The organism is Candidatus Pantoea bituminis (assembly GCF_018842675.1).
In the GTDB taxonomy this organism is placed as follows: domain Bacteria; phylum Pseudomonadota; class Gammaproteobacteria; order Enterobacterales; family Enterobacteriaceae; genus Pantoea; species Pantoea phytostimulans.
Genome location: NZ_JAGTWO010000004.1, coordinates 2,815,783 through 2,842,554 on the forward strand (window position 1 = coordinate 2,815,783; position 26,772 = coordinate 2,842,554).

17 protein-coding genes and 7 pseudogenes are annotated in these 26,772 nt (G+C 49.4%); 12 read left to right on the top strand and 12 right to left on the bottom strand.

Annotated features, from left to right (window positions below; all coding sequences use genetic code 11):
* Positions 1–17: 17 nt before the first annotated feature.
* A pseudogene (gene cof / locus KQP84_RS17130) lies at positions 18–830 on the bottom strand (HMP-PP phosphatase); the annotation flags it as partial.
* A 94-nt stretch (positions 831–924) separates the two neighbouring features.
* Here cof and KQP84_RS17135 point away from each other — a divergent pair.
* Together KQP84_RS17135 and queC are read left to right on the top strand one after the other, a co-directional pair.
* Complete coding sequence (locus KQP84_RS17135) at positions 925–2,643, top strand: SgrR family transcriptional regulator (RefSeq protein WP_215847433.1); 1,719 nt, start codon at positions 925–927, stop codon at positions 2,641–2,643.
* A 41-nt stretch (positions 2,644–2,684) separates the two neighbouring features.
* On the top strand, positions 2,685–3,380 hold the full coding sequence (gene queC, locus KQP84_RS17140; RefSeq protein WP_215847434.1) for a 7-cyano-7-deazaguanine synthase QueC: 696 nt from the start codon (positions 2,685–2,687) through the stop codon (positions 3,378–3,380).
* A gap of 41 nt (positions 3,381–3,421) precedes the next feature.
* Here queC and KQP84_RS17145 read toward each other — a convergent pair.
* From KQP84_RS17145 to bolA, 9 genes and pseudogenes are all read right to left on the bottom strand, one after another.
* Positions 3,422–3,819 (bottom strand): annotated as a pseudogene (locus tag KQP84_RS17145) (YbgC/FadM family acyl-CoA thioesterase).
* A gap of 98 nt (positions 3,820–3,917) precedes the next feature.
* A pseudogene (locus tag KQP84_RS17150) lies at positions 3,918–4,240 on the bottom strand (helix-hairpin-helix domain-containing protein).
* 140 nt (positions 4,241–4,380) lie between these two features.
* Positions 4,381–6,249, bottom strand: coding sequence for a peptidylprolyl isomerase (gene ppiD / locus KQP84_RS17155; protein WP_215847435.1), 1,869 nt, complete (start codon positions 6,247–6,249; stop codon positions 4,381–4,383).
* A gap of 246 nt (positions 6,250–6,495) precedes the next feature.
* Entirely contained in the window at positions 6,496–6,771 is a 276-nt protein-coding gene (hupB, locus tag KQP84_RS17160) for a nucleoid-associated protein HU-beta (RefSeq protein WP_215847436.1), read from the bottom strand.
* A gap of 214 nt (positions 6,772–6,985) precedes the next feature.
* Positions 6,986–9,340, bottom strand: coding sequence for an endopeptidase La (gene lon / locus KQP84_RS17165; RefSeq protein ID WP_215847437.1), 2,355 nt, complete (start codon positions 9,338–9,340; stop codon positions 6,986–6,988).
* Between the two features lie 192 nt (positions 9,341–9,532).
* Complete coding sequence (clpX, locus tag KQP84_RS17170; RefSeq protein ID WP_215847438.1) at positions 9,533–10,804, bottom strand: ATP-dependent protease ATP-binding subunit ClpX; 1,272 nt, start codon at positions 10,802–10,804, stop codon at positions 9,533–9,535.
* A gap of 134 nt (positions 10,805–10,938) precedes the next feature.
* Positions 10,939–11,562, bottom strand: a complete 624-nt coding sequence (clpP, locus tag KQP84_RS17175) for an ATP-dependent Clp endopeptidase proteolytic subunit ClpP (protein WP_215847439.1) — start codon at positions 11,560–11,562, stop codon at positions 10,939–10,941.
* Positions 11,563–11,898: 336 nt separating this feature from the next.
* A pseudogene (tig, locus tag KQP84_RS17180) lies at positions 11,899–13,202 on the bottom strand (trigger factor).
* A gap of 293 nt (positions 13,203–13,495) precedes the next feature.
* The gene (gene bolA, locus KQP84_RS17185) at positions 13,496–13,810 is read right to left on the bottom strand and encodes a transcriptional regulator BolA (RefSeq protein WP_215847440.1); all 315 of its coding nucleotides are present in this window, start codon (positions 13,808–13,810) and stop codon (positions 13,496–13,498) included.
* 280 nt (positions 13,811–14,090) lie between these two features.
* On the opposite strand from bolA, the gene KQP84_RS17190 reads away from it, so the two are divergent.
* From KQP84_RS17190 to KQP84_RS17225, 8 genes and pseudogenes are all read left to right on the top strand, one after another.
* Positions 14,091–14,669: a lipoprotein gene (locus tag KQP84_RS17190; RefSeq protein WP_215847441.1), complete on the top strand. Its 579-nt coding sequence runs from the start codon at positions 14,091–14,093 to the stop codon at positions 14,667–14,669.
* Between the two features lie 55 nt (positions 14,670–14,724).
* Positions 14,725–16,214 (top strand): annotated as a pseudogene (gene ampG, locus KQP84_RS17195) (muropeptide MFS transporter AmpG).
* Positions 16,215–16,659: 445 nt separating this feature from the next.
* Entirely contained in the window at positions 16,660–17,586 is a 927-nt protein-coding gene (gene cyoA, locus KQP84_RS17200; protein WP_215847442.1) for a cytochrome o ubiquinol oxidase subunit II, read from the top strand.
* 4 nt (positions 17,587–17,590) lie between these two features.
* Positions 17,591–19,573 carry a cytochrome o ubiquinol oxidase subunit I gene (gene cyoB / locus KQP84_RS17205; protein WP_215847443.1) on the top strand — a complete coding sequence of 661 codons (1,983 nt, stop codon included), beginning with the start codon at positions 17,591–17,593 and terminating at the stop codon, positions 19,571–19,573.
* The gene (locus tag KQP84_RS17210) at positions 19,573–20,190 is read left to right on the top strand and encodes a cytochrome o ubiquinol oxidase subunit III (RefSeq protein WP_215847444.1); all 618 of its coding nucleotides are present in this window, start codon (positions 19,573–19,575) and stop codon (positions 20,188–20,190) included. The genes cyoB and KQP84_RS17210 overlap by 1 nt, the downstream gene beginning before the upstream one ends.
* Positions 20,190–20,519, top strand: a complete 330-nt coding sequence (locus KQP84_RS17215) for a cytochrome o ubiquinol oxidase subunit IV (protein ID WP_215847445.1) — start codon at positions 20,190–20,192, stop codon at positions 20,517–20,519. Before KQP84_RS17210 ends, KQP84_RS17215 begins: the two co-directional genes overlap by 1 nt.
* A gap of 13 nt (positions 20,520–20,532) precedes the next feature.
* Complete coding sequence (gene cyoE / locus KQP84_RS17220) at positions 20,533–21,420, top strand: heme o synthase (RefSeq protein WP_215847446.1); 888 nt, start codon at positions 20,533–20,535, stop codon at positions 21,418–21,420.
* Positions 21,421–21,550: 130 nt separating this feature from the next.
* Positions 21,551–22,915 (top strand): MFS transporter, encoded by a 1,365-nt coding sequence (locus tag KQP84_RS17225; RefSeq protein ID WP_215847447.1) that lies wholly within the window; start codon positions 21,551–21,553, stop codon positions 22,913–22,915.
* Positions 22,916–23,080: 165 nt separating this feature from the next.
* Here KQP84_RS17225 and KQP84_RS17230 read toward each other — a convergent pair whose 3' ends face one another.
* Entirely contained in the window at positions 23,081–23,572 is a 492-nt protein-coding gene (locus KQP84_RS17230; RefSeq protein WP_215847448.1) for a YajQ family cyclic di-GMP-binding protein, read from the bottom strand.
* Between the two features lie 135 nt (positions 23,573–23,707).
* Here KQP84_RS17230 and panE point away from each other — a divergent pair.
* Positions 23,708–24,627: pseudogene (gene panE / locus KQP84_RS17235) on the top strand (2-dehydropantoate 2-reductase).
* Entirely contained in the window at positions 24,581–25,183 is a 603-nt protein-coding gene (yajL, locus tag KQP84_RS17240; protein WP_215847449.1) for a protein deglycase YajL, read from the top strand. The pseudogene panE and the gene yajL overlap by 47 nt, the downstream one beginning before the upstream one ends.
* Positions 25,184–25,216: 33 nt before the next feature.
* On the opposite strand, the pseudogene thiI reads toward yajL, so the two are convergent.
* Positions 25,217–26,664 (bottom strand): annotated as a pseudogene (thiI, locus tag KQP84_RS17245) (tRNA uracil 4-sulfurtransferase ThiI).
* Between the last annotated feature and the right edge of the window lie 108 nt (positions 26,665–26,772).

Consider the following 26,772-nt stretch of genomic DNA (forward strand, 5'->3'; position numbering starts at 1 on the left):
CTGCAATCCTCAGCATTCGGGGAATACGCGAGGTCAGGTGTGGAAAGCCAGTGATTTAAATAGTGAGACACCGCCTGTGTCTCGCAATGACCAATAATGGGCAGATGCGGCAGCGCAGCTTTTAACTGGCTCATGGCATTGCCCATCACGAAACCTTTGCCCACTTGCGCCAACATCTCTCGATCGTTCATTGCATCGCCAAATGCCATGCAATCCGCCAAAGTTAATGAAAGATGCTGACAGAGCAGAGTTAATGCGCTGCCTTTGTTACAGTTAAGCGGTAAGACCTCCAAACAATCCCACGCCGAAAAACAGATGTTTGTCTGCGCACCTAATGCCGCTTCAAGCTGAGTTTTAAGTTTGCACAAGCGCGTATGTTCATCAATAAAACAGATCTTTGTCACATCGTGTGCAGGGATAGATTTCAGATCGCGCAATTGATAATGAAAACCACTCATCTGATGGGCCGCAAGTAGCGCAGGAACCGCTTTGTCAGTGAACCAGCCTTGATCATTAAACACATGCATGGATGCCGTTGTATCCCAGTGCGTGTGAATGACCTCTTCCGCAACGGAAGGCGGTAAGTCGCTTGCGAACAGCAAATTGCCTTGTCTGTCGTGCACGCGCGTTCCGTTACCTGTGATCAGCCAGGCGGGAAGCGTGATTTTCTGCTGCAGGATTTGCATTTCAAGCAGGTGCCGACCGGTAGCAAACGCAAGCTGCACATCGCGAAGATGTAATGCCTGTAAACTCGCTAACGTCTCGCCGCCCAACTGATGGTTCGGCAGTAATAATGTGCCATCCATATCAAATGCTGCTAAACGTGCCATCACTTATCTCCCGCTGAAAAACTGTTGAGCTACTATCGCCTGTTAATTGCGGAAGTAATAGTGAATACTTTTAGAAAATTGTTCCGGGTTTACTATGCGCCAACTTAATCGTCTTAATCAGTTTCAGCGCTTGTGGCAGCAAAGTCAGGGCGCTCCACAACAAACGTGCGTGGCAGAAATGGCACGCTACTGCATTTGCAGTGAGCGCCATCTGCGCACGCTGCTGTCGCAATGGCAGCAAGCAGGTTGGCTACGCTGGCAAGGCGAACCGGGTCGTGGTAAGCAGGGGCGTTTGGAATTTATTCTTGCACCAGAGCAGCTGCGCCAGCAATTGTTGCATAGCCGTTTAGCATCAGGCGATGCGACAGAAGCCTTACAGGTTATGGAAGTTGCACCGGAGAAGTTAATGAGCCTGCTACAGCCTTTGATGGGCGCACAGTGGCAGAACAATGCGCCGGTACTGCGTATTCCTTATTATCGGCCATTAGAAAGTGTGCAGCCGTTACAGATCAGTGGCCGGGCCGAACAACATTTGGTACATCAACTTTTCTCCGGTTTGACGCGATTTCAGAATGATGATCCTATTGGTGATCTTGCGCACCACTGGCAACATCAGGAACAGGGACGAGTTTGGTTATTCTGGCTTCGTCCGCAGCTTTTCTGGCATAGCGACGAGCCGATTCAGGCCAGTCACCTCGTGGCGCAATTTGAAAAGATCATACAGAACGCGCGCGTACGTCAGTTGCTTGCCGATGTGGTGCATATCGATGCGCCCCATCCACTCGCGCTGCGTTTTCAGCTAAAGCAAAGCGATTACTGGTTGCCGCACAGATTGGCTCACCAACTCTGTTTGCTGCCGCATCCTGTTGATACTCACATTGGCAGCGGTCCCTGGAAGCTAAAGCATTTCACACCTGAGCTGGTACGAATCGAAAGCCACGCGCGCTGGCATTTACAGCTTCCACTCCTGCAAGCGATAGAGTATTGGATTACGCCACAGCTATTTGATCGTACGTTGGGCACCAGTTGCCGCCATCCGGTGCAAATCGCTATTGGTGATACTGATGAATTGGACAGCTTACGTCCCGTCAGCCGGAGCATTAGCCTGGGTTTTTGTTATCTGGTTTGTCGCCCACGCAGTGGATTTACACCTGGTCAGGCACGTCGCTTATTTAATCTGGTGCAACAGAGCGACATCATTACTCAGTTACCTTTGGATGAGGGTCTCATCACACCAAGCAGAGAGTTATTGCCCGGCTGGCCGGTACCTCAGCTCAAAGAGGAACAACACCCGTTACCTGCTAACCTGACACTGCACTATCACTTGCCGGTAGAACTGCATGAGATGGCGCGGGCATTACAGCAGCTCCTGTTAGCAAATGGCTGCAAGCTTGAAATCATTTTTCACCAAGTGAAAAGCTGGCGAGATATTCATTCGCTCGCCGATGCTGATTTAGTCATGGGCGATCGTTTGATTGGTGATGCACCGGTTTTTACCCTGGCGACCTGGCTGCAGATAGACCCGCTGTGGCAGCCACTGTGGCATTCTGAGCAAGGCGCGGCAATGTATCAGCAGCTTTGTGAGTTGCAGCAAATTGATAGTCCAGACGATCGCTCCAGGGCTTTGCATCAACTCTATCAACAGCTCATGATCGGTGGTGTATTGCTTCCGCTCTTTAACTACCGTTACCAAATTTCCGCACCGCCGGGGGTGGAAGGGCTTCAGCTTAACACTTTAGGATGGTTCGATTTTAATCGCGCCTGGATACCGCCGCCGATTAGCACCTCACACAGCTGTTCAGCGACAGACTGAGGCATTACCATAGACACTAATTTTTGATCAGGATAAACACCATGAAACGCGCCGTTGTCGTTTTCAGTGGTGGACAAGATTCCACCACCTGCTTAATTCAGGCACTCCAGCAGTATGATGAAGTGCATTGCGTCACCTTTGATTATGGTCAGCGTCATCGCGAAGAGATTGATGTCGCACGTGAACTTTCGCTCCAGCTAGGGGCGCGTGCGCATAAAGTGCTGGATGTCACGATGCTAAACGAACTCGCAGTAAGCAGTCTGACACGCGATAATATTCCCGTGCCTGCCTACGATCCTGACGCCAGCGGCTTACCCAGCACGTTTGTTCCTGGTCGCAATATTCTGTTTCTGACATTGGCATCCGTTTATGCGTATCAAGTCGAGGCAGAAGCAGTGATTACCGGTGTATGCGAAACCGATTTTTCTGGTTATCCCGATTGCCGTGACGAATTTGTTAAGGCGCTGAATCATGCCGTGAGCCTGGGCATGGCACGCAATATTCGTTTTGAAACGCCTTTAATGTGGCTGAATAAAGCTGAAACCTGGGCGTTGGCAGATTACTGGCAACACCTGACGTTAGTGCGTGAGCAGACATTAACTTGCTATAACGGCATTAAAGGCGATGGCTGCGGAGAGTGTGCAGCCTGTCATTTGCGCGCCAATGGCTTGCAGCTTTATCTCAACGATCGTTCTGGCATCATGGCAGCGATGAAAAATAAAACGGGTTTAAACTGATCACAGGCGGCGAATGTTTCATTCGCCGCCCTGCCCTGCGATTACATCATTAATCCTTGCAAGCGTTGACGCAACTCCCTTCAATTGGCACCGCTTTTTGGCTGTGCAAATCGATACAGACAAAGGTCAGCGCTGCGTCTGCCACTACAGTTTCTTCTCCCGCTAATAACACGCGCTGCGCAATAATGCCGCTTTTGCCGTTTAATTGCGTAATCTCACTGTCTATTTCGAGTACATCACCCAGCACCGCTGGGCGACGATAGTTGATGTTGATATTGACCACCACAAAAGCCAGCCTTTGTTCTACCAGCCAGTTAAAAGCGTCGGCTTCTTCTAGCCATTGCCAGCGCGCCTCCTCCAGAAATTCAAGATATCGTGCATTATTAACATGTTGATAAACATCCAGATGATAGCCACGCACTTTAATAGTGGTTCGCATTTAAAAACTCCTGCCGCAAATGAATAACTGGTTGGACCTGTTAAACTTAGCAAAACCCAACCTTTGCGGCAGGCTATCTGTCAGAGATGTGTGTCACTTCACAATTTCAAACGTGAGGCATTTCTTTCGACTAACGCATTACCAATCCCCGGCACCTCTTTTAACTGTTCAATCGCCGTAAAGGCGCCATATTGCTCGCGGTAACTCACAATTGATTGGGCTTTTTCAAACCGACACCATTCATAACCTTCGACAGCTGTTCAGCAGAAGCCTCATTGATGCTGATTTGATCCTGTTGTGGCAAGAAAATCTGCGCTGCCTGCGCTTCAGCTGACGCTTCTTCGGCATGCAGTGCGGTTTGATAAAGTGCGCCGCCAAGCGCCAGTGAAAGACAAAGTGCATATAAAGTGGATTTTGCCATGCTGTGTTTCTCCTTGTGGTTAACAGCAGGCACAGCATTTCACGCAGGCCGGATTGACTCAAAAGACAAAAAACAAAAATGGAAAAGGCCGCGAAAGCGGCCTTTGTTTGTTTCAGTGATTACCTAATTATTTGCGAGGCTTACTGCATTTGTGCAGCAGCGCCGTACTTAATTTTTGCTTCTTTACGCAGGTTTTGTAGCAGCGCTTCAAATGCCAGTTGAGCATTGTTCTGCGTCACACCTTTAACCATTTCATCAATCTGCGCCTGCGGCATGCTACCGGTGCTAACTTTATCCACCGCTACCAGAACCACATTGCCCTGCATATCTTCACTTACACCCCATGAAGGTTTGTTGTCTGCTGGCTGTGGCAAATTGAAGGCTGCCTGAGCAACCGGATCTTGCGCGTTACGGTCAACTGTCGTGGCCGCGCTCAGCGTCAAGCCCGCTGCAGTTAAAGCATCTTGCTTGCCGGCTTTCAAATCTGCCAGCAGCTTATCCGCTTGCGCTTTAGCTTGCTGCTGCGCTTTCTCGTGCTTCAATGTATCGCTAATCTGCGCCTTAACCTGTTCCAGCGGTTGCACGGCTTCCGCTTTGTGTTCACTGATACGCAGAACAAAAGCACGATCGCCATCGACGCTGATGATGTCTGAATTATTACCTGGCGCACCGTTCTGACCGACTAAACCACCGTTGAAAATAGCTTGTTTAACCGCATCAAAATCGAGTTCTTTGGGCAGGCTGTCATGACTAAACCAGTTTGTTTCAGTGGCTTTTAATCCCGACGCTTGTTCAGCACCCGCCAGCGATTCATTGTCGTTGCTGGCTGCTTCACTCACTTTCTGCTGAAGTTTGTAGAAAGCATCAACGCCTTTTTCCTGCTTCACTTTATCTGCCACTGCGCTCTGCACTTCGGCAAATGGCTTAACTTGCTCTGGCTGGATATCGTCGAGACGGACAATCAAGAAACCAACAGAAGATTTGATCACTGCTGACATCTGGCCTTTTTCCGTCAGGCCGGCGTTTTTCAGTTCATCAGGTGTTGTCGCGGGTTCTAACCAACCCATGTCGCCCCCTTTGCGTGCCGAAATCGGGTCGATGGATTTGGTTTTTGCCAGCTCAGCAAAGTCCCCACCTGCTTTCAGCTGCGTTAATAACGCCTCTGCATCCGCTTCGGTTTTGGTCTGAATCACGCTATAACGATTACGCTGTGGCTGAGAATAGTCAGCTTTGTGTTGGTCGTACCAACTCTGAACCTCAGCTTCGCTGGGATTCTGCTGCATGCTTGCCGCATCAAGTTTGATGTAGCTAACACGGAATTGCTCTGGCGCCATAAAGTTGCTTTTATGTTGCTGATAATATTGATTTATTTCATCATCAGTGACGGATTGCTTGGCAACAAGCGCATTGACATCAATCGTCGCCTGGCGAATATCACGCTTCTGTGAAACGAGGTCTACCAGCTTGCTGGTTTCACCTTTCAGCATGAAATCGGTATTGGCTACCGCATTGATCAATTGCTGATTTGATAACTGTTTACGCAGTGCTTCCGCATATTGATCGGCGGAATAGCCCATACTGGAGATCAAACCGTTGTATTTAGCGTTATCAAATTTGCCGTTGGTCTGGAAAGCCTTCTGATTGAAGATGGCTTGTTTGACTTGTTCATCGCTGATATCGATGTGCAGATCTTTGATATAAGCGTCGAGTAGCGCCTGATCAACCAGTTGCGAAAGCGCCTGCTGGCGAATTTGCTGCATATAACCGTCATTACTTGCCAGCTGAGAGAATTGTTCGCCCAACATTTGCTGCTGACGATTACGCTCATTATTGAACGCCTGCTCCAGCTGTGCCCGGCTGATCTCCTGACCATTAACCTTGGCTGCATAATCGCTGTTGCCGCCAATCAGATAGTTGCCAACGCCCGTCAGCACAAAGGAGAGAATGATCAACCCCAAAATAATCTTGAGCACGACATGGTTCGACGCCGCGCGTAAATTGTCCATCATGGTATGACAACACTCCGCTGTAGTGTGAATGTAAAGCTCGGGCGTAATACGCCGTGTTGCTGGCCCATTACGCAGCTGCAAGTTTAGCTGGCAGCATTAATCCTGCTGAGACACGTCTCACGACCTCTTTTCGCCGCTTCAGGATAAAAAAAGGCACATCAAATCGATGTGCCCGTATGTTACATGAGAACGCGTTAACCGTCCCCTAATCCACTGAAGAAAATGCTCCAATGAATGCATTCGTTGTTATTGATTGACTGCGTCTTTCAATGCTTTACCCGCACGGAAGCCGGGTACTTTGCCTGCCGGAATAGTGATTTCTTTACCGGTTTGTGGATTGCGGCCAGTACGTGCAGCACGGTCGCGCACGGAGAAAGTGCCGAAACCCACCAGCGCCACTTCATCGCCGCCTTTCAGCGCGTCAGAAACAGAGCCCATGAATGCATCTAAAACACGTCCCGCTGCTGCTTTAGAAATGTCAGCATCTGCAGCAATTTTGTCGATCAATTGTGACTTATTCACTCTTTTCATCCCCTCTTTTATTATTTCACTTCGTATCCGCGCTTCCCGCCGAACACGAACGCGCAGCAAGTTATATCAAGCCTGTTATGCCGAAACAACGGTAATTCTCTTAGAACGCTGCTTCCACAGCCACCTAAACTAGCGGCACAAAAAAAGCTGGCAAGCGCCAATTGCCTTGCCAGCTCTGCTTTTTAACGGTTTTTGCCGTTAATCACTATTTTGCTGTCGCGACCTGCATTCCGTATGGTGCATTTTCCAGTGCCAGGTTCAGCACTTCTTCAATACGTTTAACCGGATGAATGTCCAGATCGGCAATAACGTTCTGTGGAATTTCTTCCAAATCACGCTTGTTGTCATCTGGGATCAGCACAGTTTTAATACCACCACGGTGCGCTGCCAGCAGTTTTTCTTTCAAACCACCAATCGGCAAGACTTGTCCACGCAAGGTGATTTCACCTGTCATCGCAACATCTGCGCGCACTGGGTTACCCGTCAGACAAGAAACCAATGCGGTGCACATAGCAATACCGGCACTTGGACCATCTTTAGGTGTGGCGCCTTCAGGTACGTGAACGTGAATATCACGTTTTTCGTAGAAGTCGCCATTGATGCCCAGTTTCTCTGCGCGAGCGCGTACCACAGTTAACGCAGCCTGAATCGATTCCTGCATTACCTCACCCAGTGAACCGGTATAAGTCAATTTACCTTTGCCCGGTACACAGGCGGTTTCGATAGTCAGCAAATCGCCGCCGACTTCCGTCCATGCCAAACCGGTCACTTGACCTACACGGTTTTCGCTGTCGGCACGACCATAATCGAAACGCTGAACACCAAGGAAGTCCTTGAGGTTCTCACCGTTAATGGTGATGTGTTTCTTGGTCTTATCCATCAACAGCGATTTCACTGCTTTACGGCAAAGCTTCGACAACTCACGCTCAAGGCTACGTACGCCCGCTTCGCGGGTGTAATAACGAATGATGCCGACAATAGCACTGTCTTCGACTGTGATTTCGTGAGCTTTTAATGCGTTACGCTCGATTTGCTTCGGCAATAAATGCTGCAGCGCAATATTCAGTTTTTCGTCTTCGGTATAACCCGAAAGGCGAATCACTTCCATACGGTCTAACAGCGGTGCCGGAATATTCATCGAGTTCGATGTCGCGACAAACATCACGTCGGAAAGATCGTAATCGACTTCAAGGTAGTGATCGTTAAACGCAATGTTCTGTTCTGGATCAAGTACTTCCAGCAGAGCAGACGCCGGATCACCCCGCATATCAGATGACATCTTATCGATTTCATCTAACAGGAACAGCGGGTTTTTCACGCCGACTTTCGCCATTTTCTGGATCAGTTTACCCGGCATTGAGCCGATGTAAGTACGACGGTGACCGCGAATTTCTGCTTCGTCACGCACGCCGCCCAGCGCCATACGCACATATTTACGGCCTGTCGCTTTAGCAATTGATTGGCCCAGTGAAGTTTTACCAACACCCGGCGGTCCAACCAGACACAGAATAGGCCCTTTGATTTTGCTAACGCGACTTTGCACCGCAAGGTACTCAAGGATGCGATCTTTCACACGCTCAAGACCGTAATGGTCGATATCCAGCGTTTCCTGAGCTTTACGCAGATCTTTTTTCACTTTGCTGCGCGCGTTCCATGGCACCTGAACCATCCAGTCGATGTAACCACGTACAACGGTTGCTTCAGCAGACATCGGTGACATCATTTTCAGCTTCTGCAGTTCTGCTTCCGCTTTTTCGCGTGCTTCATCTGGCATTTTTGCCAAATCAATTTTGCGTTTCAGCGCTTCGTATTCATCAGGCGTATCATCCATCTCACCTAACTCTTTCTGAATGGCCTTCATTTGCTCATTCAGATAGTACTCACGCTGACTTTTTTCCATCTGCTTTTTGACGCGGTTGCGAATGCGCTTCTCAACCTGCAGCAGATCGATTTCGGATTCCATCATCGCCATCAGATATTCCAGACGCTCGTTCACGTCTGACATCTCCAGCACTGATTGTTTATCCGCTAATTTCAGTGGCATATGCGCAGCGACAGTGTCGGCAAGACGTGCCGCATCGTCAATATTATTCAGTGAAGTCAGTACTTCTGGTGGGATCTTCTTATTCAGTTTGATATAGCCTTCAAACTGATTGATCGCCGTACGCACCAGCACTTCTTGCTCACGCTCTTCAATCTCTGGAGATTCCAGATATTCAGCCTGAGCAACAAAATGGTCACCGTTGTCTGCCAGCGTCGTGATGTGCGCACGCTGTAAACCTTCGACCAATACTTTAACCGTGCCATCCGGCAGTTTCAGCATTTGCAAAACAGAAGCGACGGTCCCTACCGAGAAGAGATCGTTAATGCCAGGTTCATCCGTTGAAGCCTCTTTCTGTGCGACCAGCATGATCTTCTTATCATGATCCATTGCGGCTTCAAGGCACCGAATCGATTTTTCCCGACCGACAAACAACGGAATTACCATGTGCGGATAAACCACCACGTCGCGCAGCGGCAACACGGGGATTTCAATGCGTTCAGAACGCTCAGGATTCATAGAGCTCTCTCTTAGTTTAATGTCCGCCAGGTGATGGGAACCGCATCATGCATGAATGAAGTATGCAATTACCCACAGGTATCTGAGTATATGGGGATGATCGTCCGACATTCAACGTCACAGAGGCGAGAAAAACAAAAGGGGAAAGAATTTTCCCCTTTTTTAAGATAATAACATGGCTAAATTGATTATTTATTCGCCAGAAGCCTGCGCTTCGTGCTTTCCGTAAATCAACATTGGGTCTGACTGCCCCTCAATAACTGATTCATCAATCACCACTTTTTCAACGTCATCCATTGAAGGTAAGTCGTACATGGTTTCCAACAAAGCACCTTCAACGATGGAACGCAAACCACGCGCACCCGTTTTACGTGACATCGCTTTTTTCGCGATGGCAGTCAATGCCTCATCACGGAATTCCAGTTCAACGCCTTCCAGGTTGAACAACGCCTGATACTGTTTAGTCAGCGCATTTTTTGGTTCACGCAAGATCTGAATCAGGGCTTCTTCGCTCAGTTCACTCAACGTCGCCACAACAGGGAGACGACCAATAAACTCAGGAATCAGACCAAATTTGATCAAATCTTCCGGCTCACACTGAGCAAGCAGGTCACCTTCAGACGCTTTCTCTGATTTGCCTTTCACTGTCGCGCCAAATCCGATACCAGAACCGGTTTCAACACGCTGCGAAATGACTTTATCCAGGCCAGCAAACGCGCCACCACAAATAAACAAGATTTTCGAAGTATCAACCTGCAAAAACTCTTGTTGTGGATGCTTACGTCCCCCTTGCGGTGGAACGGCTGCTACGGTGCCTTCAATCAGTTTCAGCAAGGCTTGCTGTACACCTTCACCGGACACGTCACGCGTGATTGATGGATTGTCTGACTTACGTGAAATCTTATCGATCTCATCAATGTAGACGATGCCACGCTGTGCTTTTTGCACATCATAATCACATTTCTGCAGCAGTTTCTGGATGATATTTTCAACATCCTCACCCACATAACCCGCTTCAGTTAATGTCGTTGCATCTGCCATGGTAAACGGTACATCCAACAGGCGCGCCAGCGTTTCCGCCAACAGCGTTTTACCGCTACCGGTTGGACCGATCAGCAGAATGTTACTTTTACCCAGTTCAATGCCGTTGCTGGTGTCGCCGTTGCGCAAGCGTTTGTAGTGGTTATATACCGCCACAGCCAGCACTTTTTTCGCCTTTTCCTGACCGATAACATAATCGTCGAGGTGATGGCGAATTTCATGCGGCGTAGGCAAAGCACTACGTTCGCGATGCGGGGCAACTTCTTTAATCTCTTCGCGAATGATGTCGTTACACAGATCAACACACTCATCGCAGATATACACTGACGGCCCGGCAATCAGCTTACGCACTTCATGCTGGCTTTTGCCGCAAAAAGAGCAGTACAGCAACTTTCCTGAACCGTCTTTGCGCTTATCTGTCATCAGTTAACCTCTTCTAGTTCTCAGGCCATACCGGCGTACGGCGCTGGCCGTGTCGTCACGGCCGAAATTCATTCAACCCATAATATAACCGATATCCTGATAACTATAGCGTAAGGATAAGGGCAAGTTGGGTCTTATTCGCGATGTGTCAGGATAGAATCGACTAATCCATACTCTACCGCTTCACTCGCAGAGAGGAAACGATCACGCTCAGTATCGCGTTCAATTTCTTCCAGCGTTTTGCCTGTGTGCTCTGCCATCAGCTCGTTCATGCGCTGTTTTACTTTAAGAATTTCACGCGCGTGAATTTCGATATCACTTGCCTGTCCCTGATAACCGCCTAATGGTTGGTGAATCATGACGCGTGAGTTAGGCAGGCAGAAACGTTTACCTTTGGTGCCTGCGGTCAGCAGGAAAGCACCCATTGAACAAGCCTGGCCCATACAAATGGTGCTGACATCCGGTTTGATAAACTTCATGGTGTCATAAATAGACATGCCAGCGGTGATAACGCCGCCTGGAGAGTTGATATACAGGTAGATGTCTTTTTCTGGATTCTCTGCTTCCAAAAAGAGCATCTGCGCGACAATCAGGTTCGCCATATGGTCTTCAACCTGCCCGGTCAAAAAGATCACACGCTCTTTGAGCAGACGGGAATAGATGTCGTAGGAACGCTCGCCACGCGAGGTTTGCTCGACCACCATTGGCACCAGCGCATTATGCGGTGCAGTAAATTCACGATCGCCACTGTATGACATTACCGTCTCCTGATTAAATTTCATTGGCAACATTCTGTACCGATTCTACGTAAGACGAGCGGGGAAAACTATGCTCAGTCTCTTTCCGACACCTTCAGGACGGTTAATCAGCCAGCTTAACTGTTTTATTTGCATACTCCCTCTATCTGGGGATGCTGCCCAGTTGTTTCAAGCATAACAATCTTTTCCTTAATCGCTAACCCGGAAAAAGCGATGCGTGAATAATTTGCCGATTAATTAACCGAATAGCGCTAAAGCCTGTGCGCCTGAACGCTAAAAACAAAAAAGCCCGCGACTTTTCAGTTGCGGGCTTAGCACGTCAGGTTAAATCTGGAATCAGGCAGACTGAGTCTGGTTCATCAGATCCTGGAAGTTAGTGGCTTTTTCGGTCACTTTGGCTTTAGCCAGAACCGCTTCAACCGCTTGCTCTTCCAATGCAACGTTACGCATGTTGTTCATCAGCTCATTATTTTTGCTGTAGAACTCGATGACTTCTTTTGGATCTTCGTAGGCAGACGCCATTTCTTCGATCAACGTGCTTACGCGCGCTTCGTCAGCTTTCAGCTCGTGGGTGCGAATCACTTCACCCAGCAGCAGACCTACAACAACACGGCGCTTAGCCTGCTCTTCAAACAGCTCACGTGGTAATTCCAGCGCTTGCTGCTCGTTGCCACCAAAACGCTGTGCAGCCTGACGACGCAGAACGTCGATTTCGCTGTCAATCAACGCAGCAGGTACGTCGATTTCGTTGGCTTCAACTAAACCGTCGATTGCTTGGGTCTTGATGCGGTTACGGATTGCGCCTTTCAGCTCGCGATCCATGTTTTTACGGACTTCAGTACGCAAACCGGCAATTGAACCATCTTCAACGCCGAAACGCTTGATGAACTCTTCAGTAAATTCTGGCAGTTCGCGCGTTTCAACTTTCTTCAGCACGATCTCGAACTTCGCATCTTTGCCTTTCAGGTTTTCAGCGTGGTAATCGTCTGGGAATTTCACGTCGATAGTGAAAGTCTCGCCCGCTTTATGACCCACAACGCCTTCTTCAAAGCCTGGAATCATGCGACCCTGGCCCATTGCCAGCACGAAGTCAGACGCTTTGCCGCCGTCAAACTCTTCGCCATCAACAGAACCGGAGAAATCGATAGTTGCGCGATCTTCCGCTTCGGCAGCTGCTTCAGTTTCGATCCAGTTGGCTTGCTGCTTACGCAGGGTATCCAGCATGGCGTCAACGTCAGCATCAGTCACTTCAACCACTGGTTTTTCAACTTCGATGTTTTCCAGGCCTTTCAGCTCAACTTCTGGATAAACTTCGAAATCGACCGAATAGGTGAAATCCTGGCCTTCTTTATATTCGCCTGGCACGTAGTTAGGTGCGCCAGCCGGATTGATTTTTTCTTTGATGATGGCGTCAACGAAGTTGCGCGTCATCAGATCGCCCAGCACGTCTTGACGTACAGAAGCACCGTAACGCTGTGCCACGATGTTCATTGGCACTTTGCCTTTGCGGAAACCATCGATACGGACTTTTTCGCCACATCAACCAGTTCTTTTTTTACGGCGCTTTCGATGCTGTCAGCTGCGACAGTGATCGTAATGCGACGGCCCAGGCCTTGAGTGGTTTCTACTGAAACTTGCATCTTGTTACCTCAAAAAATCACGTGCTCGGTCAACTTCAGACACCACACATTGTTAATGCGCCGTATCCAACAACCGGGACGGCTTCCGTGAAGAGAACCTGATCCCTGTTACCAGAAGCGTCCCGAAGACATTCCGGAAAAATAGACGCAGCATTATAGCGGCATCGCTGGAATGAGTCGAGGATGCTAACTCACCACTTTTTAACAGTTTTGTTGATTTTTTGCGCTGGGGATCGCGTTTATGTATAAATCGAAAAGAAAAACGGCCCGCAGGCCGTTTTATTTATAAAGGTTTAAGCGAGGGTTCCGGCACCGCGGCAGTTCGGTGAAGCGAGTACAGTATCCTGTAAGCCTTCCCATTCTTTTACTGTGTAAGTGTGTAACGCCAAGGCATGCACGCTGCCTGCCAGTTCTACAGTCAGTTCTCCGTAAATAGCACGGTGACGAGCCAGAAAACGTTGCCCAGTAAAACAATCACTTACTATCACCACTTTAAAATGGCTTTCAGAACCGGCAGGAACATTGTGTCGATAACTTTCGTCGTGCACTTCCAGATGAGCCGGCTCAAAGGCCAGGCGCAGCTTTTCTTCTATTTGTTCGCGGATCATTGTTTTACTCCTCAATGGCGAGCGCTGTGCCCCATCTGTTTAAATATTAGTAGGTTTTTTGACGCAATATGTAGCGAAGCGCGGAAATATTCTGATAGCACTTTCCGAACACTGGCATCTTAACCCGTCTCGATTGATGCTCAAATGGCTGCAACATCCAAAACGCTGAAAAAAGCCTTTACAATCAATTTCCCCTGATGCGGGGCTTTTTTCACTGCCGCGCAATGCTATGATGACGACAGTTTTTGCAAACCAACCCACTATGCTAACGAGAACAAGTATGTTGAAAAAACTGTTATTCCCGCTGTTGGCTGCGTTTATATTGGCCGGCTGTGCATCCAGCAATAATACATTAACTATCCAACCTAAAATCGAGCTGCCGCAGCAAGATCCAAGCCTGATGGGTGTCACTGTGAGCATTAACGGTGCCGATCAGCGTAGCGATCAGGCATTGGCGAAAGTGAATCGTGATGGACAACTCGTCACGTTGACGCCTTCGCGCGACCTACGTTTCCTGCTTCAGGAAGTGCTTGAGAAGCAAATGACTGCGCGCGGTTATATGGTGGGCCCTAACGGCGCCGTTGATCTGCAAATCGTTGTCAACAATCTCTATGCCGATGTAACGCAAGGTAACGTGCGCTACAGCATTACAACTAAAGCCGATATTTCTATCATCGCCACCGCGAAAAACGGCAACAAGCAAGTTAAAAACTATCGCCAGACTTACAGTGTGGAAGGTGCCTTCAGTGCGAACAATCAGAAGATCACCAACGCTGTAAACTCAACCATGAGCGATGTCATTGCTGATATGGCGCAAGATACCAGCGTGAATAACTTCATCAAGCAAAACGCGCGTTAATTAAACCGGTTTTTCCCCTGCCCGGCACCGCGTCGGGCATCTCCTCAAGGTCAGCATGAATCACTATCTCCGCATCTTTACCCAAAAAATGCCGCCGTCTTACTGCTGCTCGGCTTTGCGTCCGGTCTGCCGTTAGCATTAACTGCAGGTACGTTACAGGCATGGATGACGGTAGAAAATGTTGACCTGAAAACGATCGGTTTCTTTTCTTTGGTAGGCCAGGCTTACGTCTTTAAATTTCTCTGGTCACCCATGATGGATCGCTATACGCCGCCATTTCTTGGCCGCCGTCGTGGCTGGCTGCTGGTAACGCAAGTCGCGTTAATTGCAGGCATTATCGCGATGGGGTTCATGCAGCCCAGTCGAGATTTAACGTTGATGGCTGCGCTCGCGGTGCTGGTTGCCTTTTGCTCAGCATCACAAGATATTGTTTTTGATGCCTGGAAAACGGATATTTTGCCTGCCGAAGAGCGAGGCAGTGGTGCAGCCATCACTGTTCTGGGTTATCGCCTGGCAATGCTGATTTCGGGTGGGCTGGCGTTGTGGCTCGCAGACCGTTATTTAGGCTGGCAGATGACCTATTGGCTGATGGCGTTGATGATGGTGCCGGGCATCATCGCAACGTTTCTGGCTAAAGAACCCGATACGCTTATCTCAACACCCCACTCCTTGCGTCAGGCCGTAATCGACCCGCTCAGAGATTTCTTTCAGCGAAATAATGCCTGGCTGCTGATCACGCTGATCATCCTGTATAAGCTCGGTGATGCCTTTGCTGCCTCACTGACCACAACGTTCCTAATCCGCGGTGTCGGCTTTAATGCTGGAGATGTTGGCTTAGTGAACAAAACGCTCGGCCTGATTGCGACCATTATTGGAGCATTGTATGGCGGCGTGCTCATGCAGCGCCTGAGCCTGTTCCGGGCGCTAATGCTCTTCGGATTGCTGCAGGCAGTATCCAACTTTGGCTATTGGCTATTAGCCATTACCGATCAGCGTTTGTGGAGCATGGCCAGCGCAGTATTTGTTGAGAATCTGTGCGGCGGCATGGGAACGGCAGCGTTTGTCGCGCTGCTAATGACACTGTGCAATCGCTCTTTTTCCGCTACCCAATTTGCGCTGCTCTCTGCATTGTCTGCTGTCGGCCGGGTTTATGTCGGTCCAGCGGCTGGCTGGCTGGTCGAACTTTGGGGCTGGCCAACCTTTTACGCTTTTACCGTGCTAGCCGCTCTGCCAGGATTGCTGCTGTTGACCCTTTGCCGCCAAACTCTGGATGCAATGCAAAATAGCGGTGAGTTTTTACCGCGCACCTTATATCGCAAAGGTTATCGCTGGACGCGCCGTTTGTTTACAGCTGGATGCCTGGTTATCGCACTCTGGTTGTGTACGCTGGCATTAAAAGGAGCAGGTTTTGAACGCTTCCCAGACCTTTTACCTCACCTGTTTGAACTCGGGATCGTACTGGCACTACTGGGCGTAATGGGTGGCGTTATTTTGGATTACTGGTCAATGAAAAAAACGCCAAATCCCGAAACCACTTTTAAGTAAAGTACGCCTAATTTCTGCCGATATTGGCTTATTCCTCATCAAAACCTGCAGGCGTGCTATTTTATCAACGCGTGTTATTTTTTGAAGGAGGAATTCTGGATGAAAATAATATAGCTAAGGGATATTAAAAACCGGGACGCAATTATCTTGTATTAAAGTTATCTCTAAAATGATACAGAATTGTTAAACAGTTGAGTAATTAAAGTGAGGGTTATTCCTTTCCCTGTTTTTTTTACGGTTACTTCCATCGCTTTTTGTTATATTGGAGCCAACTGCTTGTCTGCGTTAATAATTTGTCACTCCAGGCAACATCTGTGACACCCTTAGCAAAAGGTGTCAACACGCATCTGACACATCCTTAAGCTGGTTTACACTGCATAAACCTTCCCGTAAAATGCGCGCACACTTAAACGACAATAGAGCCCTTTGTCATTGAGGTCGTTAAATGAGACTCAGTAAATACAATAAAAGTTTGGGGATTTTGTCATTAATTGCAGGCACTTTATTAATGAGTGGCTGTGATAGTGCATTGTTAAATCCCAAAGGACAGGTTGCACTGGAGCAACGTTCGCTGATACTGACTGCCTTTGGCCTGATGTTGATCGTCGTTATCCCCGCAGTCTTGATGGCAGTGGTGTTTGCCTGGAAATATCGGGCTTCCAACACTAACGCGAAGTACAGCCCTAACTGGTCACACTCTAATAAAGTGGAAGCCGTGGTTTGGACCATTCCGATCCTGATCATTGTTTTCCTGAGCGTGTTGACCTGGAAATCAACCCACGCACTCGAACCCAGCAAACCGCTGGAATCGGATGTGAAACCGGTTGAGATCGATGTGGTTGCGCTGGACTGGAAATGGTTGTTCATTTACCCGGAACAGGGTATTGCGACGGTAAACCAGATTGCCTTCCCGGCAAACACGCCAGTGAACTTTAAAATCACTTCTAATTCCGTCATGAATTCTTTCTTTATTCCGACACTCGGAAGCCAGATTTACGCGATGGCTGGCATGCAGACTAAATTGCATCTGATTGCCAACGAACCGGGAATTTTCGACGGTATCTCTGCGAACTTTAGTGGTCGTGGTTTCTCTGGCATGAAGTTCAAAGCCATTGCAACCAAAGACGATGCGGAATTCCAGCAGTGGGTGGCCAAAGTTAAAGCGGCCCCTAACACGCTGACTACTATGGATGATTTCGAGAAAGTAGCTGTGCCAAGCGAAAATCACCCGGTGGAATATTTCTCTACAGCAAATCCTGAACTGTTCTTGCAGGTTATCGACAAGTTCAAGATGAGCCACGGAAAAATGGACATGCCTAAGCACGAAGGTATGGACATGAGTCATGCCGCTTCCGCGGGAGCCGAGGAATAATACGATGTTCGGAAAATTAACACTGGATGCAGTGCCGTACCATGAACCGATTATCATGGTTACGGTCGCCGGTATCATTTTAGGTGGTCTCGCAGTCGTTGCAGCCCTAACCTATTTTGGTAAATGGCAATATCTGTGGTCTGAATGGCTGACGTCTATCGACCACAAACGACTGGGTATCATGTACATCATCATGGCATTTGTCATGCTGCTGCGTGGTTTTGCTGATGCAATCATGATGCGTACCCAACAGGTGATGGCTTCGGCCGGTGAAGCAGGCATTCTACCGCCGCATCACTACGACCAGATCTTTACCGCGCACGGCGTGATTATGATCTTCTTCGTGGCGATGCCTTTCGTAGTTGGCCTGATGAACATCGCCGTTCCGTTGCAGATTGGTGCACGTGACGTTGCGTTCCCGTTCCTGAACAACCTGAGCTTCTGGTTTACTGCGATCGGTGTGATCCTGGTTAACCTGTCGCTGGGTGTGGGCGAGTTCGCGCAGACCGGTTGGTTGGCTTATCCGCCACTATCCGGCGCGGAGTACAGTCCCGGCGTCGGGGTCGATTACTGGATATGGAGTCTCCAACTCTCTGGTATCGGTACGACCTTAACCGGTATTAACTTCTTCGTAACCATTCTGAAGATGCGCGCTCCAGGCATGAGCCTGTTCAAAATGCCGGTATTTACCTGGACCGCACTTTGCACCAACGTCCTGATCATCGCTGCGTTCCCGGTTCTGACCGTTACGCTGGCGCTGTTGACACTTGATCGTTACCTCGGTTTCCATTTCTTCACCAATGAAATGGGCGGGAATATGATGATGTACGTCAACCTGATCTGGGTTTGGGGTCATCCGGAAGTGTACATCCTGGTTCTGCCCGTCTTCGGTGTGTTCGCTGAAATCACGGCGACCTTCTCGAAGAAGCGTCTGTTTGGTTACACCTCTCTGGTTTGGGCGACCATCGCCATTACCGTATTGTCGTTCATCGTTTGGCTGCACCACTTCTTCACCATGGGTGCGGGCGCTAACGTAAACGCCTTCTTCGGTATCATGACGATGATTATCGCAATCCCGACCGGGGTTAAAATCTTTAACTGGCTGTTCACCATGTATCAGGGTCGCATCGAGATGCACTCTGCCATGCTGTGGACTGTTGGCTTCCTGGTCACCTTCTCTGTAGGTGGTATGACCGGCGTTCTGCTGGCCGTTCCGGGTGCTGACTTTATTCTGCATAACAGCCTGTTCCTGATTGCACACTTCCATAACGTTATCATCGGTGGTGTGGTGTTCGGTTGTATGGCTGGCGTGACCTACTGGTTCCCGAAAGCTTTCGGCTTTACCCTGAACGAAACCTGGGGCAAACGCGCTTTCTGGTTCTGGATCATCGGCTTCTTTGTTGCCTTTATGCCGCTGTACGCACTGGGCTTCATGGGTATGACTCGTCGTATCAGCCAGGATATCGATCCACAGTTCCATTCACTGCTGGTTGTTGCAGCGTGTGGTGCTGGCCTGATTGCAATGGGTATTATTTGCCAACTGACCATGTTCTACGTCTCTGTACGTGACCGTGAGCAGAACCGCGATCTGACGGGTGACCCATGGGGCGGCCGTACGCTGGAGTGGTCAACCTCTTCTCCACCGCCGTTCTACAACTTTGCTGTTATCCCGCATGTGCATGAACGTGACGCTTTCTGGGAAATGAAAGAGAAAGGCGAAGCGTACAAGCAGCCGGAGAAATATGAAGAAATTCATATGCCGAAAAACAGCGGTGCTGCGATTGTTATCGCCGCCTTCGGTACCATCTTTGGTTTCGCGCTGATCTGGCATATCTGGTGGCTGGTGGGGCTCTCTTTCCTCGGCATGATCGTTTCCTGGATCGTGAAGAGCTTCGACGAAGACGTGGATTACTACGTTCCAGTTGCCGAAGTCGAGAAGATTGAGAAGCAGCACTTTGACGAAATCAGCAAAGCAGGTCTGAAATAATGTCAACTGAAACTCTGACTAAACACCACCACGACGCCCATGCGGAGCATGGGCATCACGATGCAGGAGCCAATAAAGTCTTTGGTTTCTGGATCTACCTGATGAGTGACTGCATTATCTTCGCAACCTTGTTTGCGACCTATGCAGTTATGGTCAATAACACTGCCGGTGGCCCGGCAGGTAAAGATATCTTTGAACTGCCATTTGTTCTGGTAGAAACCGCACTGCTGTTGTTGAGCTCCATCACCTACGGCATGGCTGTTATCTCTATGAACAAGGAAAACAAAGGCGCCGTTATCGGTTGGCTGGCGTTGACCTTCCTGTTCGGTCTTGGCTTCATCGGTATGGAAATCTATGAATTCCATCATCTGATTGTTGAAGGTTACGGCCCGGATCGCAGTGGTTTCCTGTCTGGCTTCTTTACGCTGGTGGGGACGCACGGTCTGCACGTGACTTCAGGTTTGATCTGGATGTTGTTGTTGATGTTCCAGATCTCCAAGCGCGGTCTGAGCGCCACTAACCGCACGCGTATCATGTGTCTGAGCCTGTTCTGGCACTTCCTGGACGTGGTTTGGATTTGCGTCTTTACCGTTGTTTATCTGATGGGAGCCATGTAATGAGTCATTCTGTTAACGAACATGGTGCATCACACGGTAGCGTGAAGTCATACATGATCGGTTTCATCCTTTCTATCATCCTGACCGGTATTCCGTTCTGGATGGTAATGGATGGCAGTGCATCTCACGGTACCATTCTCGGTGTAGTTCTGGTGTGTGCGATAATTCAGGTGCTGGTTCACCTGGTTTACTTCCTGCACTTAGACAGCAAATCTGAGGGTGGCTGGAACATGGTGGCCATTGTCTTCTCGGCGATCATTATCCTGATTGTCGTTGTAGGCTCGCTGTGGATTATGTGGAACCTCAACTACAACATGATGGCCCACTAAAGAGTCGCTCGTAATGATTAAGCAATACCTGCAAGTAACAAAACCAGGAATTATTTTCGGGAATTTAATTTCTGTCATTGGCGGATTTCTGCTGGCATCTAAAGGCAGCATTGATTACGCCCTGTTTCTCACCTCGCTGGTTGGCGTGTCATTGGTAGTGGCTTCAGGTTGTGTTTTTAACAACGTGATTGACCGCGACATTGACATCAAGATGGAGAGAACCAGGAATCGAGTGCTGGTTAAAGGCCTCATTTCCGCGAAAGTAAGCCTGTGTTATGCCACTACGCTGGGTATTGCTGGCTTTGCGTTGCTCTATTTCGGTGCTAACCCGCTGGCCATGTGGCTGGCGGTAATGGGCTTCGTCGTATACGTCGGCATTTACAGCCTCTATATGAAGCGCAATTCGGTCTATGGCACGCTGATTGGTAGTCTTTCTGGCGCAGCGCCGCCGGTGATTGGCTACTGTGCAGTGACCAATGAGTTTGATGCTGGCGCGCTGATCCTTCTGGCAATCTTTAGCCTGTGGCAGATGCCGCACTCGTACGCGATTGCGATCTTCCGCTTCAAAGATTACCAGGCAGCGAACATTCCGGTTTTACCGGTAGTAAAAGGCATCTCCGTGGCAAAAAATCATATTACGCTCTACATTCTGGCGTTCATGATTGCTACCTTGATGCTGACGCTGGGCGGTTATGCTGGCTACAAATATCTGGTGGTTGCTGCGGCAGTAAGCGTGTGGTGGTTGGGCATGGCGTTATCAGGTTACAAAACCTCAAACGATCGCGTTTGGGCACGTAAACTGTTCGTCTTCTCTATCGTTGCCATCACCGCGCTGAGCGTGATGATGTCGGTTGATTCAATGGGACCGGCGTCAAAAGACCTGCTGACTTACGTGTGGTAATCAGCACCGCAACAGTATGACAAGGGCGCGATTTCGCGCCCTTTCTTTTGTTACCCTTACTTAAAAACTATTGTTTTACCCGCCCTGCCCCGCTCCTTAGAATGATTGCAGCACATTAACAGAGGTTGGAATGAACGATAATAAAATGACTCCAGTGGAGCTGCGCGCCACATGGGGCCTTGGCACTGTCTTTTCCCTGCGTATGCTGGGAATGTTTATGGTCCTGCCGGTACTAACAACGTATGGCATGGCATTACAGGGCGCGAGTGAAACGCTAATTGGCTTGGCGATTGGTATCTATGGTCTGGCTCAGGCTATTTTTCAAATTCCCTTCGGTTTGCTTTCTGATCGTATTGGACGTAAGCCGTTAATCGTTGGCGGTCTGTTGCTGTTTGTTTTAGGCAGCGTTATCGCAGCTTGCAGTGATTCCATTTGGGGCATCATTTTAGGTCGCGCTTTACAGGGTTCCGGTGCAATTGCTGCTGCGGTAATGGCGCTGTTGTCCGACCTAACGCGGGAGCAGAATCGCACGAAAGCTATGGCGTTTATCGGCATTAGCTTCGGCGTTACCTTTGCCATTGCGATGGTGCTAGGTCCCATCATTACTCACGCTTTGGGGCTGCACGCCCTGTTCTGGATGATTGCTATCCTCGCGTCACTTGGCATTGCTATTACGTTACTCGTGGTGCCTTCTACTACCCATCATGTGTTGAATCGCGAATCGGGCATGGTGAAAGGCAGCTTCAGCAAAGTCATGGCTAACTCGCGCCTGCTGAAATTGAATTTTGGCATTTTTTGCCTGCATGTTTTGTTGATGTCGAGTTTTGTCGCGTTACCCGGGCAATTTGAGCAAGCAGGTTTCCCGGCGGCAGAGCATTGGAAAGTCTATCTGGTCACCATGCTTATTGCCTTTGCAGGCGTTATTCCGTTCATCATTTATGCGGAAGTTAAACGCCGCATGAAACGCGTTTTTGTGGGTTGCGTCGGTATGATTGTGGTGGCTGAAATCGTGCTATGGGGCGCAGAAGGCCACTTCTGGACCCTGGTCATTGGTGTGCAGCTTTTCTTCTTTGCCTTTAACCTGATGGAAGCGATTTTGCCTTCTTTGGTAAGCAAAGAATCGCCCGCAGGTTACAAAGGCACCGCCATGGGACTTTACTCCACCAGCCAGTTCCTCGGTGTCGCCATTGGCGGCAGCATGGGCGGTTGGGTGTTTGGGCATTTTGATGCGCAGACGGTGTTTTTAGTGACCGCCATGCTGGCTACCGTTTGGCTGTTTGTTAGCATGACGATGCAGGAGCCGCCTTATGTCAGCAGCCTACGAATCGTCTTGAGCGATGCCGTGTTAGCCGCACCGAATCTGGAAAAGCGCCTCAAAGCACAGCCTGGCGTTTCCTCCGTATTTATCGTGCCTGAAGAGAAAAGCGCCTACATCAAGATTGACAGCAAAGTCACCAGTCGAGTTGAGCTTGAAGCGCTCATCGCCAGCAATTAATGCAAAACCCGGCTTTCGCCGGGTTTGTCTTTGACCGCGACAATACACGCTTAAGTTGCGTATACAATCAAAGAGATACGGATATTGACTCGCGGCTCCATTACGATAATTACCTTACCGTTTGCAGCATGTTAAAAAAGTCACGCTGCGCACGCAATCAGATGATTAATCGCGGAAGTTTTTAAACTGGAACGGCTGCCCCAGATTACCACCACGGACTACTGCCATTGCCCCCTGTAAATCATCACGTGACTTACCGGTGACACGCAGCGCTTCACCTTGAATCTGCGTTTGCACCTTCAGCTTGCTGTCTTTGATCAGCTTCACCAATTTTTTCGCTACGTCAGATTCAATGCCTTTTTTCATTTTGGCATCCAGACTCCAGCTTTTTCCGCTGTGCTCAATCTCTTCAGGAACTTCTAACGCTGCTCCCTCAATGCCGCGCTTAAGCATTTTCTCGCGCAAAATGTCTACCAACTGCTTGACCTGAAAATCAGATTCACTGAGCACTTTGATGGTTTCATTCTTTTCGTTGAGCTCATAGCTGGCGCTCACGTTGCGGAAATCGAAGCGGGTAGACAATTCACGGTTGGCATTATCTACCGCATTGCGAACTTCCTGCATGTCGACTTCTGAAACGATATCGAAAGATGGCATCTCTTCTTCTCCTGACACTAAAGTGGCATGCATAATACCCGTCTAAGGGCGCTAAATAAAATCACGCGACACACAAAGCTATACTTATGTGTGTCAGTAAATAATAAAACGATAAGCCCGCCAGCGGGAGGCAGTATGAAAATTACCGTGTTAGGGTGCGGCGCAATAGGTCAGATTTGGCTCTCCGCGCTTGCACGCCAGGGACACGACGTTCAAGGTTGGCTTCGTGTGCCGCAGCCTTATTGCTCGGCAAATGTCGTCGATCCTCAAGGCAACGTTTCCAACAAAACCTTTATCGCCAACGATCCGCTGTTTCTGGCTGAGAGCCAGTTATTGCTGGTCACGCTCAAGGCAACGCAGGTCTCACCGGCCGTAAAAATCTCGAAAGCGTGCTGCCAGACGATTGCCCTATTCTATTGTTACATAACGGGATGGGCACGCTGGAAGAACTAAAAGGAATGACGCAACCGCTGTTGCGCGGCATCACTACTCACGCTGCGATGCGTGATGGCACGGTGATTAAACACGTCGCCAACGGCATAACGCATATCGGCCCAGGTAATCGCAAAAGTGCGCTTTACAGCAACATTGCCGATACCCTGCACCACGCATTACCGGATGTGGCCTGGCATGACAACATCCGCGCAGCCTGTTGGCGCAAGCTGGCGGTTAACTGCATCATTAATCCGCTTACCGTGGAATATGATTGCCAAAACGGTGCGCTGCGTGCGCACGCTGCACAGGTCGAAATCTTAAGTGAAGAGATCAGTTGGGTGATGGAGCGCGAAGGTCAAAGCATCCCCAGTGATAATTTAAAAGAGATTGTTTTCGATGTGATTGAAAGCACCGCAGCCAACACGTCTTCCATGTTACAGGATGTGCGTGCCCAGCGGCTGACAGAGATCGATTACATCACCGGATTCCTGCTGCGCCGTGCTCGCGCGCATGGTCTGGCGCTGCCGGAAAATACCCGTTTGTTTGAACTGATTAAACGCAAGGAGTTACATTATGACCGCGAACGCATCGGTGCTGGTTTGCCTGGCACATGGCAGTGAAGAGACCGAAGCGGTCACCACCATCGATTTACTGGTGCGCGGCGGCTTGAAAGTCATCACTGCCAGCGTAGAAAGCGATGGCGCGCTTGAGATTGTTTGTTCGCGTGGCGTGCGTCTGTTAGCGGATGCGCCTTTAGTGGAAGTGGCAGACAACGACTATGCGGCAATTGTGTTGCCCGGCGGTCTCAAAGGTGCTGAAACCTTCCGCGACAGCCCGTTGTTAGTGGAAACCGTGCGCCAGTTTCATCTTTCCGAGCGTATTGTTGCAGCGATTTGTGCAGCTGCTGGCACAGTTTTAGTTCCACATGATCTCTTTCCAGTGGGCAATATGACCGGTTTTCCTGGCCTTAAATCCACCATCCCAGAAGAAAAGTGGATGGAGCGCCGCGTAGTATGGGATCCACGCGTTAACCTACTGACGAGCCAAGGGCCAGGCACGGCAATGGATTTTGCGTTGAAGCTGATTGATTTGTTGGTAGGAAAAGAGAAAGCGCGTGAAGTCGCTTCGCAGCTGGTATTAGCGGCTGGAATCTACAACTATCAGGAATTTGAGTGATTAAAAAGGCGGCATCGCTGCCGCCTTGTTCGCTTAAGGTCGATAAACCTTTACGTTTTTAAAACCTTGCTCATGCAGATAAAGCGCCTGCAATCGACTCATCACACCGCGATCGCAATACAACAGCCAGGTTTTATTCTGATCAAGATTGCCAAACTGCGTGCTGAGCTTGTAGAACGGCATCGACTTCACTTCCGTTGCCGAAAGCTGTAGCGGTTTGTCTTCCTGTTCATCAATGGCGCGGATATCCAACACGATATCGTTAGTGCCTAATGACGCCACAGTTTCAACTTCCACCACCTCTTCTTCCGTTTGCTCCGCAATCTCGCGGATATCAACGTTAGTGGCTTCTTCAATCACCTGGTTCAGAATGTCGAAATTGAAATTGCGCTCTTCTGCTTCAATTTTCGATTTCACTGCTTTAACCGTTGGACTTTTGGAAATCACGCCGCAATATTCTGGCATGGTGCTGGCGAAATCTTCCGTACCGATTTCACGCGCAATTTTGATGATGTGCTCTTTGTCGTGCGAAATCAGCGGACGCAAAATCAAAGTATCTGAAGCGTTGTCAATCAAACGCAGGTTAGTCAGCGTCTGGCTGGAAACTTGTCCCAGCGCTTCTCCGGTCACCAACGCCTGAACGCCGTAGCGTTCAGCAATCTGCGAGGCGGCGCGAACCATCATGCGCTTCAGCACCACGCCCATTTGGCCGTCATCCACTTTTTCCAGAATTTCGCCGACAACGGGTTCAAAGTTGATTGCGACGAAACGCACGCGGTGCGAGCGACCGAAGCGGCTCCACAAGTAATAAGCCACCTGACGAACGCCAATTTCATGCGCTGCGCCGCCAAGGTTAAAGAAGCAATAATGTACGCGACTGCCGCGACGCATCAGCATGTAGCTGGAGACGCCAGAGTCGAAGCCGCCAGAGATCAGTGACAGCACATCTTCTTGCGTGCCGACCGGGAAACCCCCAAACCTTCGTAACGCGCAGTGACCAATGTCAGGCGATTCTCTTCAACTTCAAGATTTACCGTCACTTCAGGCTTGTTGAGCTGCACTTTTGCAGTCTCAATGTGCTGGTTCAGACCGCCACCAACGTAACGCTCGACGTCTTGCGAACTGAAACTGTGCTTGCCGCGACGCTTCACGCGCACGCAGAAAGTTTTGTTTTCCAGGCTATCGCGATACTGCACCAGCGTCTGTTCGAAAATATTGTGGATGTCGGTATATTCACGGTCTTCGACGGCCAACACGTGATGAATACCTGGGATGCGCGTTAACTCATCGGCAATCGATGTCCGCAGCGACTCATCTTTTGAGCGCACTTCAATGTGATCCCAGTGACGTACCACCGCGATCTCTTCACTGACGGTTTTCAGAACGTTGCGAATATTACTGGCTAAAATCTTAATAAAGCGCAAGCGCACCGACTGACTTTTGATGGTGATTTCAGGAAATAACTTGATGATAAACTTCATGATGGCGACACAGCTTCGTTGGGCAAATAAGTGCTAAAACAGGCAGCACTTAGCTGGTAAAATCACAAAAATTGCGGGCTACGAGGCGCATCCGCATCCGAGGCGCGA

Coding starts and splice junctions, on each gene's coding strand:
- KQP84_RS17225 (WP_215847447.1), top strand. CDS start 21,551: ATGAACGATAATAAAATGACTCCAGTGGAGCTGCGCGCCACATGGGGC.
- KQP84_RS17135 (WP_215847433.1), top strand. CDS start 925: ATGCGCCAACTTAATCGTCTTAATCAGTTTCAGCGCTTGTGGCAGCAA.
- cyoE (WP_215847446.1), top strand. CDS start 20,533: ATGATTAAGCAATACCTGCAAGTAACAAAACCAGGAATTATTTTCGGG.
- ppiD (WP_215847435.1), bottom strand. CDS start 6,249: ATGATGGACAATTTACGCGCGGCGTCGAACCATGTCGTGCTCAAGATT.
- bolA (WP_215847440.1), bottom strand. CDS start 13,810: ATGATCCGCGAACAAATAGAAGAAAAGCTGCGCCTGGCCTTTGAGCCG.
- lon (WP_215847437.1), bottom strand. CDS start 9,340: ATGAATCCTGAGCGTTCTGAACGCATTGAAATCCCCGTGTTGCCGCTG.
- KQP84_RS17190 (WP_215847441.1), top strand. CDS start 14,091: ATGTTGAAAAAACTGTTATTCCCGCTGTTGGCTGCGTTTATATTGGCC.
- cyoA (WP_215847442.1), top strand. CDS start 16,660: ATGAGACTCAGTAAATACAATAAAAGTTTGGGGATTTTGTCATTAATT.
- clpP (WP_215847439.1), bottom strand. CDS start 11,562: ATGTCATACAGTGGCGATCGTGAATTTACTGCACCGCATAATGCGCTG.
- clpX (WP_215847438.1), bottom strand. CDS start 10,804: ATGACAGATAAGCGCAAAGACGGTTCAGGAAAGTTGCTGTACTGCTCT.
- queC (WP_215847434.1), top strand. CDS start 2,685: ATGAAACGCGCCGTTGTCGTTTTCAGTGGTGGACAAGATTCCACCACC.
- cyoB (WP_215847443.1), top strand. CDS start 17,591: ATGTTCGGAAAATTAACACTGGATGCAGTGCCGTACCATGAACCGATT.
- KQP84_RS17230 (WP_215847448.1), bottom strand. CDS start 23,572: ATGCCATCTTTCGATATCGTTTCAGAAGTCGACATGCAGGAAGTTCGC.
- yajL (WP_215847449.1), top strand. CDS start 24,581: ATGACCGCGAACGCATCGGTGCTGGTTTGCCTGGCACATGGCAGTGAA.
- KQP84_RS17210 (WP_215847444.1), top strand. CDS start 19,573: ATGTCAACTGAAACTCTGACTAAACACCACCACGACGCCCATGCGGAG.
- KQP84_RS17215 (WP_215847445.1), top strand. CDS start 20,190: ATGAGTCATTCTGTTAACGAACATGGTGCATCACACGGTAGCGTGAAG.